Origin of the sequence: Rhodoluna sp. KAS3 (assembly GCF_026000575.1) — a bacterium.
GTDB lineage: Bacteria > Actinomycetota > Actinomycetes > Actinomycetales > Microbacteriaceae > Rhodoluna.
In genome coordinates this window covers 1281351-1294636 of the sequence record NZ_AP026910.1, presented here as the reverse complement: position 1 = coordinate 1294636, position 13286 = coordinate 1281351, and the positions used below count along the sequence as shown (strand labels likewise).

The window sequence follows — 13286 nt, the reverse complement described above, 5'->3', positions numbered from 1 at the left end:
GCCCTAATGGAACAGTTAGACGAGAACTCACCAATCTTTGCGATTGGCGTTGCGGCTGAACTGGCCTCAATGCACCCGCAAACCCTGCGTGATTATGACCGCATCGGGTTGGTGGTGCCAAGCCGTACCGGTGGGCAAACCCGCCGCTACACCATGCGAAACGTTGCCCAACTTCGCGAAATTGCACGCCTCTCAAATGAGGGTGTAAGCCTTGAGGGCATCCGACGCATTTTGGAACTCGAAAACCAAAATGCCGAGCTAGCCAAGCGAGTTCGAGACCTCGAACAAGCGCTAGCAAACGAACTTATGAATAGACCTGGGGCCCGAGTTTTTGCAGCGGGTGATCAGGGTGTCGAGAGTATTGCTCGCGGTCAACGACCAGCGAAGCACAACTCAGTAGTGCTGTGGAGGGCCCGATGAACAACCAAAATATGCAATCAGAAGACCAGCGTTCGGCGCTGGAAAAATACGGCGTAAACCTAACCGACATTGCTAAGTCGGGAAAGCTTGACCCGGTGATTGGCAGAGACGCCGAGATCCGTCGAGTGTCGCAGGTGCTCAGCCGCCGAACCAAAAACAACCCGGTCCTGATCGGTGAACCAGGCGTAGGTAAAACTGCCGTGGTCGAGGGCCTTGCCCAGCGAATCATCGCCGGTGACGTACCTGAGAGCCTCAAGGACAAGCAGCTAATTAGCCTTGACCTAGCTGCGATGGTTGCCGGTGCTAAGTATCGGGGTGAATTTGAAGAGCGCCTAAAAGCGGTTTTGGGTCAGATCAACGCCGCCGAGGGCCAGGTAATTACCTTCATCGATGAGCTGCACACCTTGGTGGGCGCGGGTGCCGGTGACGGCCAGGATGCCGCCAACATGTTGAAGCCGATGTTGGCTCGCGGTGAGTTGCGTCTGATTGGTGCAACCACACTCGATGAATACCGCGAACGTATTGAAAAAGACCCAGCGCTTGAGCGCCGATTCCAGCAGGTTTATGTGGGCGAGCCATCGGTGGTTGACACCATTGCCATCTTGCGCGGACTAAAGGAGCGCTACGAAGCGCACCACAAAGTTGCCATTGCCGACAGCGCTTTGGTCGCTGCCGCTACCCTGTCTAACCGATACATCACGGGGCGCCAGCTGCCAGACAAGGCTATTGACCTGATTGATGAGGCGGCGTCACGCCTGCGCATGGAGATTGACTCGGCCCCGATTGAGATCGACGAACTTCGCCGCCAGGTTGACCGACTAAAGCTTGAAGAGTTGGCTCTAAAGAAGGAGAAGGACGAGGCTTCGAAGGAGCGCCTCGAAAAGCTTCGTGATGACTTGGCCGAAAAGACCAAGGCGCTTGATGGTTTGAACGAGCGTTGGGCCAAAGAGCGTGCCGAGTTAAACAAGGTTGGTGACCTAAAGACCAAGCTGGATGGCTTGCGCATTGAAGCCGAACGAGCACAGCGCGAGGCAAACCTAGAGCGGGCATCGCGGTTGCTTTACGGCGAGATTCCGGCCCTTGAAAAAGAACTTGCCCAGCTAGAGTCTGCCGAGTCAGGTGAGGCAACCACCGAGCGCATGGTCAACGATCAGGTTGGCGAGGATGACATTGCGGCTGTGGTTAGTGCTTGGACCGGCGTTCCGACCGGCCGCCTGCTAGCCGGCGAGAGTGAGAAACTGCTCAACCTTGAAGCCGAACTTGGCAAGCGATTGATCGGGCAAAAAGCCGCGGTTAAGTCGGTGTCTGATGCTGTTCGCCGCACAAAGGCAGGCATCAGCGACCCAGATCGCCCAACCGGCTCATTCCTATTCCTTGGCCCTACCGGTGTTGGTAAGACCGAGTTGGCAAAGAGCTTGGCTGAATTCTTGTTTGACGATGAAAAAGCCATGGTTCGCATCGACATGAGTGAATACGGCGAGAAGCACTCGGTTAGCCGCTTGCTAGGTGCCCCTCCGGGTTACATCGGCTACGAAGAAGGTGGCCAATTGACCGAGGCGGTTCGCCGCCGACCGTATTCTGTGGTGCTGCTTGACGAAGTTGAGAAGGCTCACCCTGAGGTGTTTGACGTGTTGCTTCAGGTCTTGGATGACGGCCGATTGACCGACGGTCAGGGCCGAGTCGTTGACTTTAAGAATGTGATTCTGATTTTGACCTCAAACTTGGGTAGCCAATTCTTGATTGACCAAGAGCTGGGTGCCGACCAAAAACGTGAGGCCGTTTTGGCCACTGTTCGCGGTCACTTCAAGCCAGAGTTCTTGAACCGCCTCGACGACATCGTGGTGTTCAGCGCTCTAGACCGCAACGAGTTGGGCCAGATTGTTGAACTAAACATCGATCGACTTCAGCGCCGCCTAGAGCAGCGCCGTTTGCAGTTGGCAGTAACCCCGGCCGCCAGAACCTGGTTGGCCGACAAGGGTTACGATCCAATTTACGGAGCCCGCCCGCTACGCAGATTGATGCAGCAGCAGATCGATGACCGCTTGGCAAACTTGCTTTTGGCCGGAACAATTCACGATGGCTCTTTGGTCAAAGTGGATGTTGCCGAAGACGGTGTGCAGCTGGTGGTTACCCCCGGAGAAATCTAGGGGTAACCCCGGCGCAGCCGGCTCTCAGACTGGCTAGATAAACTGACACCATGGCAAGCATCAGCAAATTTGGTAACCGCGCTCTCAAACGAGGCGGGCACTCACTAATTCTCGGCTGGTCACCGGTGGCCATTGAGGTCATCAAAGAACTTACGATTGCGAACGAAAACGTGCGCAAGCCACGCATCGTGGTTTTGTCGCAGACCGCACCCGCCGAAGTTGAGTCAGCTCTGGCCGGCCTTGAACTTGGTCGGCAGAAGTTTCAGGTAATTCAGGGTGACCCAACCAGCGCCAAAGACCTAGAGGTAGCTAACGCTGCCGGCGCAAAGTCAATCATCGACCTGAGTTCAAAACTTGAGTACCTTGAGGATTTGGCCAACGCCCACGCGGCCCAACACCCAGCGCTGCGAGTGGCCATCGAAGAGATTTTGTCTTTCGAGGGTGAAGAAATCTATTTCAACGAGCTGCCAGCGCTATTTGGCAAAACCTACGCAGATGCAGTTCTGGCTTTCAACACCGCATCGGTCATCGGTTTGGTTATCGACGGTGAGCCGGTGCTCAACCCAAGCGCCAGCCAGGTTTTGCCGCGTGGTGCCCAGGTTATTGCCATTGCCGAAGACGATGATCAGGTTATCTACACCGGCATTCGCCAAGACGCCCTGGCAAAACTTGATTTGAGCCTGGCCCAGACTCTACCGGCGCTAATGCAAACCCACACCGATGCCGCCATGCCTATCGACCACCTCAAGGCCCGGCTGCTTGCCCAGATTTCAGAGAATTCTGATCTGCTGTCAGTTTTTGACGGCCTGTTTGCCGCCGAGGGCGCAAGTATTGGTCTGTTGCCGGTAACCGCTTTTGCAACCGCAGGTCAACCTATTGAACTTGCCGACCTAGCTGTTCTCGGAATCTCGAAGGGCTACTCGGTCATCGGCTACTTTGATTCGGTCACCGGTGGAGTGGCACTGAACCCGCCAAAAAACGCCCGCATTACGCCGGAGGCCGGCGATGCCTTGGTTGTGGTTGGCACCTTCAAGGCCTAGCCCAAAACACCACCCAATCGAACCCCAAATTCTGATGTCTACCGCAGCAGAAGTTAAGCAGGATCTGGCTGCGTTTGCGCGCCCCGAAAAAGAAGCCACCTTTTCTTGGTTTTTCAAAACCGGGCCGGGCCAGTATGGCGAGGGCGATGTGTTCATCGGCGCCAAGGTGCCCGAGACCCGGTCGGTAGCTGCCAAGCACAAGGGTCTGCCGCAGCACGAAATTGACGAACTGCTGGCATCTGAGGTGCACGAACACCGTCAGTGCGGCCTGTTCATAATGGTCAATCGATTCAAGCGCACTAAAGCCGCCGCCGAGCAGCAAGAAATGTTTGACCACTACCTACAGCTTCTGCACGAGGGCCGAGTCAACAACTGGGATCTCGTTGATGCCACAGCACCTTATCTGGGTGCTTTTTTGATCGGCAAGCCAGATGCCATGGACCTACTTCAGCGACTAGCCCAGAGTGACTCGTTGTGGGAGCGCAGGGCGGCGATTATTTTTACCTTTGCGTTCATCCGTGCCGATAAGCAGGGTTTTGAAAACTTTGACCTTGAGCCCACCTGGGCCATTGCCGAAATGTTGCTGGCTGACAAACACGACCTAATTCACAAAGCAGTCGGATGGATGCTTCGCGAGGCCGGAAAACGCGATGTTGAAAAATTGCGCGAATTTTTGGGCCGCTTCGCGGCCACGATGCCTAGAACCGCGTTGCGCTATTCCATCGAAAAACTCGATCAAACCGAGCGAAAGTACTGGCTCTCAGTCGGTTAGGTCAACGACCACCGGAACGTGGTCACTTGGGGCCTCGCCCTTGCGCTCATCGCGGTCAATAACGGCGCGGGTTACCCGCTCGGCAAAAGGCTCTGACCCCAAGATGAAGTCGATGCGCATGCCTTCGTTCCGCGGAAAACGCAGCTGCTGGTAATCCCAGTAGGTGTAACCCTGCGGGACCAGCGGGCGAACCACATCTTGCAAACCAATCTGCTCAAAAGCTTCAAAGGCCTGGCGCTCTGGTTCTGAAACGTGGGTTGCGCCGGCAAAGTCATCGATGTCCCAAACATCGGTGTCTAGCGGCGCAATGTTGAAGTCACCCATCAAGGCAAGAGGCTGGTCTGGTTCGTGCTCAACCCACTCGGCAGTGTTGGCTGCCAGGCGGTCGAGCCACTCAAGTTTGTAGTGATAGTGCTCGTCGTTGACCTCGCGCCCGTTTGGCACGTACAAAGACCAAAGCCGCACGCCATTGAAGGTTGCACCAAGTGCACGAGCTTCTTCAATTGGGTCCTTGCCCCCCTTGCCAAAGGCCGGCATACCCGAGAAGCCAATCTCTATATCCTCAGCTTCGATTCGGCTGGCAAAAGCAACACCATTCCACTGATTCAATCCGTGCATGGTGATCTTGTATCCGGCATCTTCGAACTTTTGATACGGAAACTGATCAGGCTTGCACTTGATTTCTTGCATCGCAAGAACATCGGTGTTGGAACGGACTAGCCAATCGACAACCCGGTCAACTCGGGTGCGAATGGAATTTACGTTGTGGGTGGCGACGCGCACAGATTAACTCTCGAGTGGCTCTAGGTGAGACTGGTCCATGTAGAAAGGTTCGATGATGTGACCATCTGGGTCTTCGAAGCCCCAGCCAAACATAAATCCGTGCTCTTCTGGCTCTTTGTAGTTGCGGCCACCAAGCTCAAAGGCCTTCTCGCAAACGGCACGAACCTCGGCCTCTGACTCGTAGGTAATTGCAACGATGCAAGAAACGGTCTTTTTGGTTGGGGCAATTGGCTTGTCCACAAAACCAGAGAATGTGGCTTCTTCGAGCAGCATGATGAAGTTGTATTTGCCAACGATCATGCAGGTTGAGGTCTCGCTGGTGAACTGCGGGTTGAACTTAAAGCCAAGGGCGGTATAAAACTCAACAGAGCGCTTTAGCGAGTGAACCGGCAGGTTGGTGAACATCATCTTTTCCATGCAACCAGCCTAAACGGAGCGTTCTCGTAAACTAGAGAAATGACCTTTACCTCGCCATCAAAGCCGCGCCTAGTTGAACTGATTAAAGAACTTGCTGTCGTTCACGGCAAGGTCACTTTGTCTAGCGGTATCGAGGCCGACTATTACGTAGATCTGCGCCGCGCGACCCTGCACCACGAGGCTGCACCATTGATCGGTCAGGTTGTTCTAGACATGCTTGACGCAGCCGGAATCACCGATTTTGATGCCGTTGGCGGTTTGACCATGGGTGCCGACCCGGTAGCCACCGCAGTCATGCACCAGGCTGCAGCTCGCGGCCGCGCCATCGATGCTTTTGTGGTTCGCAAAGCGGCCAAGGCGCACGGAATGGGTCGTCAGGTTGAAGGCCCATCGGTAGAGGGCAAGCGCGTAATTGTGGTTGAGGACACCTCGACCACCGGCGGTTCACCGTTGACTGCAGCCAAGGCTCTCGAAGAAGCCGGCGCAATCATCGTGGCAGTTGCCACCGTAGTTGACCGCGATACCGGTGCCGATAAGGTAATCGGCGATGCCGGCTACCGTTACTTAAGTGCGGTGTCTCTCGATGACCTCGAGCTCCGCTAAACAAAAAAAGCGCCTGGCGCCGTTCCTGCTGATGCAGGCTGCGTCAATCACATCGATTATTTCTGGGTCGATGGTCTTTATCTTGCTGCCTTGGCTATCGCTAGATATTTCGGGCTCTTCGGCTGCCGCCGGACTTGTAGTTACCATCACCGGAATCCCGGGGCTTTTGCTTTCGCCGGTCATGGGCTCGATCATCGACAAACTTGGTCGCCGCCGAACCGCTGTCTGGGTTGAAATGCTGGCCTCGATTGCCTCGGTGGTCATTCCGGTTATGGCCGTGGTGTGGACCATGAACCTACCGCTGCTAATTGCCTTGGCTCTGATCAGATCTGTAGTTGCACCGGGCGGGCCAAGTGCGCGCAAGGCCATCGTTCCTGATGTTGCGGCTGCCGCCCACATGACTCTCCCGCGAGCAAACTCGATTCACGAGGCTGTTTTTGCATCGGGCTTTGCCATTGGTCCAGCTATTGCCGCGATCTCGATTTCTCAAATTGGCGCCATCAACTCGTTCTGGATTGTTGGCGGATTTGGGCTTTTGGCTGCTGTGTTCACCATTCTGATCAAGGTGCATGAGCAGCAGGATGAAAAGGACTCGGAGGAGTCAAGCGGCCTGTTTATCTATGCCGTTCAGGGCTTCAAGATTTTGTTCCAGACCCCGGCCGTGTTGATCATGATGTCGACCTTCATGTTCTTGGCTGTGGTCTACCTGCCAACCGAGATGGTGGTTCTACCTAAGTACTTCAATGAGATCGGAAACCCAGAGGCTCTGGGTCTGATTATCTCGACGATGGCTCTGGCCTCGGTCACGGGTGCTCTGCTCTTTGAACGAATCAACAAGCGATTCAGTTTTGCGGCAATTTTCCGCATGGCAATCATCGGTGTTGCGGTGGCGATTGTGCCAATGTCTTTGCTGCCAGACCAGGCCGTGATGTTTGCTTTTGCTGCTCTGCTCGGGGCATCATGGGGTCCGCTTGGTCCACTGCTGAACACCGTGATTCAAGAGAAGATTCCGGCAAGCAAACGTGGCCGCGTGTTCAGTCTTGAGATGGCCATCTGGAATGGTGGCCCGATGATTTCGATGGTTTTGGTCGGTGCAGCGCTCGACACCTTTGGTGTTAGAGCCGTCTACCTGGTGCTTGCGCTGGCCGTGGCTGCAACCGCGGTAATTGTGTCGTCGCGCAAAGAGCTGCAACAGCTAAATAGTTAGCCCTCAAGCAAGTCCGCCACTGAGTTCAAAATCTCAGTTGGGCGGAACGGGTACTTGGCAATCTCGGCGTCGTCGGCAATTCCGGTCAGCACCAAAACAGTGTGCAAACCAGCTTCGATACCTGCCACAACGTCAGTATCCATGCGGTCACCGATCATGCCGGTTGACTCTGAGTGTGCGCCAATCTTGCGCATTGCGCTGCGGAACATCATTGGGTTTGGCTTGCCAACAATGTATGGCTCCATGCCGGTGGCTTTTGTGATTAGCGCGGCTACCGAACCGGTTGCTGGCAGTGGACCCTCGGCTGACGGGCCGGTGGCATCTGGGTTGGTGGCAATAAAGCGGGCACCACCGTTAATTAGGCGCACGGCCTTGGTCAACATATCAAAGTTAAAGTTGCGGGTCTCGCCCAGCACAACGTAGTCAGGGTTATTGTCAGTCTGAACGTAGCCAATTTCGTGCAGTGCCTGGGTTAGGCCAGTTTCACCGATGACGTATGCGGTGCCGTTTGGCTTCTGCTTGTCTAGAAACGCTGCGGTTGCCAGAGCCGATGTCCATATGCGCTCTTCTGGCACGTTCAACCCGCCTGACTGGAGTCGAGCTGCTAGGTCGCGAGGGGTGTAGATCGAGTTGTTGGTCAGAACCAAAAACGGGGTGCCGTTTGCTTGCCACTGAGCGATTAGCTCAGAAGCGCCCGGAAGTACATGACCCTCGTGCACGAGCACGCCGTCCATGTCGGTGAGCCAAGATGTGATTTTGCTGCGATCTGCCATTCCTCTAGCCTACCCAAACCTGATTGCGGCGAGGTCGGAGAGCCCAGTGGTCGATGAATCTTCGCCTAGGCTTAACCCATGCCTAAAGAAACCCGCCTTTTTACCCGCGTGACCAAGGGTCAAACCGCGTGGTTGGGCCAAGCGCTGCGTAACGAAACCACCGGCGGAATTCTGCTTTTGGTCGCGGCAGTTGTGGCACTGATTTGGGCCAATCTGGACTTCACCTCTTATAGCCAGCTCAAAGATTTCAAGATCGGCCCGGCCGAGCTTCACCTCGACCTTTCCCTCGGAAAATGGGCGGCCGATGGCCTGCTAGCCATCTTCTTTTTCGTAGCCGGCATCGAGCTCAAGCACGAACTCGTAATGGGCTCGCTCAAAGACCGTTCGGTCGCGGCGGTTCCAATTGCGGCTGCGATGGGCGGCATGATTGTGCCGGCTCTCATCTTTACCGCCTTCAACTTCAATCAACCAACCGCAGCTGGTTGGGGTGTGCCAATGGCCACAGACATCGCTTTTGCACTTGCCGTGCTGGCCGTTGCCGGTCGCTCGCTGCCGATTGAACTGCGCGCATTTTTGTTGACGCTTGCCGTAGTTGACGATCTGGGTGCAATTATCGTGATTGCCATTTTCTACACCGCACAGCTCAACTTTTTGGCGCTTGCCGTGGCCATCGGTGGCTTGTTTATTTTTGGCATGCTGCAGAAAAAGCGCGTTACCGGCTGGTACTTCTATTTGCCGCTAGCCGCCGTAATTTGGATGGCGCTGCACGAGAGCGGGATTCACGCGACCATTGCCGGTGTGGCTATGGGCATGCTGATGAACCTTAAGCAGGCTGACCGAGTGCTGCATGTGGTGCACCCAATTTCAGCGGGCTTCGCGGTTCCAGTTTTCGCGTTTTTCAGCGCCGGCGTATCGGTGCAGGGCACCAGCATTACCGACGTAGTTGAATCACCGGTGGCGCTCGGAATCATCCTCGGCCTGGTGATTGGCAAGCCAATCGGTGTGGTTGGCACGGCTTGGTTAATGGCCCGCTTCACCAAGGCAAGTCTGTCCAAGCAGCTTTCGTGGTGGGACGTCGCGACCATCGGCACACTAGCCGGCGTTGGTTTTACCGTCTCATTGCTAATCAGTGAACTTGCCTTCCACGGTTCAGACGCAGCACCGATGGGCACCCTGGCCGTACTTTTGGCTTCAACCATCGCCGCGGTTTTGGCCACCATCGCGCTGCAATTTAGAAAGCGGGCCTACGCACGTGTCTAACCAAGATGAACTAGCGGGCGCTTCGCCAACTCCCGAGCAAACCACCTGGGGAGTCGGGCCGTGGCAGGGCGAATGGCCTGAAGATGCCGGCACGCCTGAGCAGCCGAATCCAGAGTCAATTCTTGACCCTGAGTTGCTAACCAACGGCGATACCCGCAACGTATTGGACAAGTTCCGCTACTGGAAAATGGATGCGATTATTGCCGAGCTGGATCGCCGCCGCCACAAGTATCACGTGGCCATCGAGAACTGGCAGCACGACCTAAACATCGGTTCAATTGTTCGCACGGCCAACGCATTCTTGGCAGCTGAGGTGCACATCATCGGCAACCGCCGCTGGAACCGCCGAGGTGCCATGGTCACCGACCGCTACCAGCACGTGAGCCACCACCCAACCGTTGAAGAGTTTGTTGAGTGGGCTAAAACCGGCGGCGAGGGTGGCAAGGCCATTCCGATTATTGCTATCGACAATGTGCCGGGCTGCAAAAAGATTGAAGAGTACTCGCTGCCTGAAGAATGCGTTTTGCTGTTTGGCCAAGAAGGCCCTGGCTTGAGTGACGCAGCAATCGACGCTGCCGAAGTTGTTCTAGAAATCACCCAGTTTGGCTCAACCCGGTCAATAAATGCTTCGGCCGCAGCGGCAATCACCATGCACTGCTGGGTTGAAGAGCACGTCTTCAAACGGCGATAATTTCGGCACCCCTAGATCGGACTACAACAAGTTAAATTTCGCGGGCAATTACTCCGGGAAGGTCCGAGAACCTTGCCTTTTTATCGCTGGTAACTATCAGCGCCGATTCAACTGTGGCGTGGGCTGCAACTACCAGATCAAATTCTGACATTGGTGTTCCGGCCTGCACAGCGCTTGCCTCAAGAACGGCAAAAGCCTTGGCCTCGATTTCGGTAAATTCCAGAACTTCGGCCAATGACTTGAATTGCATCAAAAACTGCATTTGGCTGATTTTGGACTTTGCCGACTTCATTAATTCGATGCCGGTTAGAAACTCGGCAATAACCACCGTTGGTAGGAGCAAATCATCTGATGGCGAGACCACCTTTTCAATTTCAATCTGATGCTTGGCTATCGAAATCAAAACAGAGGTATCTATAACTAGTCGCGCCATGGGTTTGGCCTAGCAATTCGGTTGGCTTGGCGGCGCTCCATCACGGACTTCATGGCCTGATCAAAATCGGGGTCAGATGCTGCGGTTTGGCCAGCGGCTTCGAGGCTGTGAATCAGGTCAATGATCGCGGCGCCATTAGGCACGTGCTTAGCGGCAGGCGAGAGGCGGGCAATTTCAACTTTTCCGCGCAAAATTACAATTTCTTCGCCGGCCTCGACCGAATCAAGGACTGCCGAGAAATTTCTGGCCACCTCGGTGGCGGTCATCTCTTTCATGAAAATCAGATTATCTGATTCATGGTGATAGGCAATAGGCATGGTCCAAAAGTATTACTCCCCTTTACCTAGCACCCACGGGGCCTAGCAATCTGGGGATAAACTTAGATGTACGCCATTGCGTACCACTCCAGATACAAAGCAAGGGGTATGCATGCCTGCGGTAGTAATTATTGGTGCTCAGTGGGGCGACGAAGGTAAGGGCAAGGCCACAGACCTTCTGGCAGAGCACATTGACTACGTAGTTAAGTTCAACGGCGGTAACAACGCGGGTCACACCGTGGTTATTGGCAACGAGAAGTACGCGCTGCACCTTTTGCCATCAGGAATTTTGACCCCGGGCGTTATCCCAGTGATTTCAAACGGTGTGGTCATTGACCTTTCAGTTCTGTTCCAAGAGATCGAAGCGCTTAACGCCCGCGGAATCGACACCTCAAAGCTTCGTGTATCAGCAAACGCGCACATCATCACCCCTTACAACGTGACCGTTGACAAGGTTTCAGAGCGCTTCTTGGGCAAGCGTGCCATCGGTACCACCGGTCGCGGCATCGGCCCTACCTACGCTGACAAAATCAACCGCGTGGGCATCCGCGTTCAAGACCTATTTGACGAGAGCATTTTGCGCCAGAAGGTTGAGGCCGCACTGGTCCTAAAGAACAACCTGTTGAGCAAGGTTTACAACCGCGCAGCCATCCGTGTTGATGAGGTTGTTGCTGAGCTGCTTTCATACGCTGAGCGCGTTCGTCCAATGGTGGCCGACACCGCGCTTGAGCTTTACAACGCCATCGATGAAGGCAAGACCGTTCTGTTTGAGGGCGGCCAGGCAACCATGCTTGACGTTGACCACGGAACCTACCCGTTCGTGACCTCTTCAAACTCAACCGCCGGCGGTGCCTCAACCGGTTCAGGCGTTGGCCCAGCGGAGTTCAAGACCGTAATCGGAATCGTAAAGGCGTACACCACCCGCGTTGGTGCCGGCCCGTTCCCTACCGAGTTGTTCGACGAGTCTGGTGAGTTCTTGCGCGCCACCGGCTTTGAGTTTGGCACCACCACCGGCCGCCCGCGCCGCTGTGGTTGGTATGACGCACCGATTGCCCGCTACTCAGCGCGAATCAATGGTGTTACCGACTTTGTATTGACCAAGCTAGACGTGCTTACCGGCTTGACCGAAATTCCGGTTTGTGTTGCCTACGAGGTTGACGGCAAGCGCGTTGACGAGATGCCGGTTTCACAGACCGACTTCCACCACGCCAAGCCAATTTACGAGACCTACCCTGGCTGGACTGAGGACATCACCGGTTGCCGCACTTTTGCTGACCTACCAAAGAATGCTCAGGACTACGTTTTGATGCTCGAGAAGATCAGCGGTGCCCGCATTTCAGCCATCGGTGTTGGCCCTCACCGAGATGCCGTCATCGTGCGTCACGACATGCTTGAGGTCAAGTAGTCGATTATTGAATTAAAAAATGCCCCGGAGAGGAATCTCCGGGGCATTTTTTACACTGGCTGCCTACTAGCAAAAGCTCAGCGGTTAAACCTTATCCGATGCAGGTTTCAAACCCGTTAACGGTAGCGCTGGCTCCAAGCAACGCTGGTCAAAATACCAAAGGCCGCCAGCCAGGTTATCGGTGACACCGGCTGCTGCAGAATCAAGATCGAAAGCACCATCGTGACAATTGGCTGCAGCAACTGAAGCTGAGCGCCCTTGACCAACCCGATGATGTGCAAACCCTGGTTGAGCATGAAATTGCCGATCGACAGCGAGAACCAGCTGACGTAAAGAAAGCCCAGAATTGCCGTCCAGGTTGGCCACTCGGTGATTGGGTTGATTGACCAGTTGACCACCGCAATCGGCAGCTGAATCGGAATCGAAATTATGACGGCCCAGCTCAACACGGTGAATGACGAATACTTTGCGACCAGGGTTGAACCTGAGATGTGGCCCATCGATGCCAGCAGCACCGCGAAGGCCATGGCCAAGTAACCCCAATAGGTGCCGCCACCAAAATCGGTGTCGCCTTTAAAGTAGGCCAAAGACATGGCAGAAATTGCGCCCAGTGCCGCGGCCGCCCAGAACATGGGCTTTGGGCGTTTGTGCCCAATAAACACCGCAACGATACCTGTGACCATTGGTGTTACAGCACCGATAACTCCGGCGTCGGCAGCCGGAATGGACTGCAGGGCCAGCGTTGAAAGTAGCGGAAAACCGATGATGATGCCGATGGACGAACCCAGAATTAGCGGATAGGCCTCGCGCGGTGGCAGCAGCGGTTGCTTCATGAGTTTGAGGGCAATTACGGCCAAGATGCCGGCCGGCACAACGCGGCCGATGCTCATGGTGATTGGGTCAAAACTCTCTGAGCCAAGGGTTACGGCAATAAAAGTGAAGCCAAAGCCGGTCACTGCAATGAGCGAGAGCAGGTAGCCACGGAACAGCTCTGGTTGGGTCTTCATTTGGTTAAATC

General features: G+C 55.1%; 15 protein-coding genes. 9 read left to right on the top strand and 6 right to left on the bottom strand.

Annotated elements, in window-relative coordinates:
• Nucleotides 1–6 precede the first annotated feature (6 nt).
• From OO731_RS06535 to OO731_RS06520, 4 genes are read left to right on the top strand one after another with little or no spacing between them, the layout of a single operon-like run.
• Nucleotides 7–420: a MerR family transcriptional regulator gene (locus tag OO731_RS06535; RefSeq protein WP_138275958.1), complete on the top strand. Its 414-nt coding sequence runs from the start codon at nucleotides 7–9 to the stop codon at nucleotides 418–420.
• Nucleotides 417–2567: an AAA family ATPase gene (locus OO731_RS06530; RefSeq protein WP_264890128.1), complete on the top strand. Its 2151-nt coding sequence runs from the start codon at nucleotides 417–419 to the stop codon at nucleotides 2565–2567. The genes OO731_RS06535 and OO731_RS06530 overlap by 4 nt, the downstream gene beginning before the upstream one ends.
• Before the next feature lie 50 nt (nucleotides 2568–2617).
• Entirely contained in the window at nucleotides 2618–3607 is a 990-nt protein-coding gene (locus OO731_RS06525) for a hypothetical protein (RefSeq protein WP_264890127.1), read from the top strand.
• A 34-nt stretch (nucleotides 3608–3641) separates the two neighbouring features.
• Nucleotides 3642–4379, top strand: a complete 738-nt coding sequence (locus OO731_RS06520; protein WP_264890126.1) for a DNA alkylation repair protein — start codon at nucleotides 3642–3644, stop codon at nucleotides 4377–4379.
• Here OO731_RS06520 and OO731_RS06515 read toward each other — a convergent pair.
• Complete coding sequence (locus OO731_RS06515; RefSeq protein ID WP_264890125.1) at nucleotides 4368–5162, bottom strand: exodeoxyribonuclease III; 795 nt, start codon at nucleotides 5160–5162, stop codon at nucleotides 4368–4370. The two genes, OO731_RS06520 and OO731_RS06515, sit on opposite strands and share 12 nt — an antisense overlap.
• 3 nt (nucleotides 5163–5165) lie before the next feature.
• A complete protein-coding gene (locus OO731_RS06510; RefSeq protein WP_264890124.1) occupies nucleotides 5166–5579 on the bottom strand; it encodes a VOC family protein in 414 nt (137 codons plus the stop codon).
• Nucleotides 5580–5618: 39 nt separating this feature from the next.
• Between OO731_RS06510 and pyrE the strand changes: the two genes are divergently transcribed.
• Together pyrE and OO731_RS06500 are read left to right on the top strand one after the other, a co-directional pair.
• On the top strand, nucleotides 5619–6182 hold the full coding sequence (gene pyrE / locus OO731_RS06505; RefSeq protein WP_264890123.1) for an orotate phosphoribosyltransferase: 564 nt from the start codon (nucleotides 5619–5621) through the stop codon (nucleotides 6180–6182).
• Nucleotides 6163–7389, top strand: coding sequence for an MFS transporter (locus tag OO731_RS06500; RefSeq protein ID WP_264890122.1), 1227 nt, complete (start codon nucleotides 6163–6165; stop codon nucleotides 7387–7389). The genes pyrE and OO731_RS06500 overlap by 20 nt, the downstream gene beginning before the upstream one ends.
• Here the strand turns inward: OO731_RS06500 and OO731_RS06495 are convergent.
• Nucleotides 7386–8162 carry an HAD-IIA family hydrolase gene (locus OO731_RS06495; protein WP_138275950.1) on the bottom strand — a complete coding sequence of 259 codons (777 nt, stop codon included), beginning with the start codon at nucleotides 8160–8162 and terminating at the stop codon, nucleotides 7386–7388. The genes OO731_RS06500 and OO731_RS06495 overlap by 4 nt on opposite strands.
• Nucleotides 8163–8240: 78 nt before the next feature.
• On the opposite strand from OO731_RS06495, the gene nhaA reads away from it, so the two are divergent.
• On the top strand, nucleotides 8241–9422 hold the full coding sequence (gene nhaA, locus OO731_RS06490; protein WP_264890121.1) for a Na+/H+ antiporter NhaA: 1182 nt from the start codon (nucleotides 8241–8243) through the stop codon (nucleotides 9420–9422).
• Nucleotides 9415–10113 carry a TrmH family RNA methyltransferase gene (locus tag OO731_RS06485; RefSeq protein ID WP_264890120.1) on the top strand — a complete coding sequence of 233 codons (699 nt, stop codon included), beginning with the start codon at nucleotides 9415–9417 and terminating at the stop codon, nucleotides 10111–10113. Before nhaA ends, OO731_RS06485 begins: the two co-directional genes overlap by 8 nt.
• A 31-nt stretch (nucleotides 10114–10144) precedes the next feature.
• Here the strand turns inward: OO731_RS06485 and OO731_RS06480 are convergent, their stop codons facing one another.
• Complete coding sequence (locus OO731_RS06480; RefSeq protein WP_264890119.1) at nucleotides 10145–10546, bottom strand: type II toxin-antitoxin system VapC family toxin; 402 nt, start codon at nucleotides 10544–10546, stop codon at nucleotides 10145–10147.
• Nucleotides 10534–10821, bottom strand: coding sequence for a hypothetical protein (locus tag OO731_RS06475; protein WP_264890118.1), 288 nt, complete (start codon nucleotides 10819–10821; stop codon nucleotides 10534–10536). Before OO731_RS06475 ends, OO731_RS06480 begins: the two co-directional genes overlap by 13 nt.
• 154 nt (nucleotides 10822–10975) lie before the next feature.
• Between OO731_RS06475 and OO731_RS06470 the strand changes: the two genes are divergently transcribed.
• Nucleotides 10976–12268, top strand: coding sequence for an adenylosuccinate synthase (locus OO731_RS06470; RefSeq protein WP_264890117.1), 1293 nt, complete (start codon nucleotides 10976–10978; stop codon nucleotides 12266–12268).
• A gap of 116 nt (nucleotides 12269–12384) precedes the next feature.
• Here the strand turns inward: OO731_RS06470 and OO731_RS06465 are convergent, their stop codons facing one another.
• Nucleotides 12385–13275 carry a DMT family transporter gene (locus OO731_RS06465; RefSeq protein ID WP_264890116.1) on the bottom strand — a complete coding sequence of 297 codons (891 nt, stop codon included), beginning with the start codon at nucleotides 13273–13275 and terminating at the stop codon, nucleotides 12385–12387.
• Nucleotides 13276–13286 lie beyond the last annotated feature (11 nt).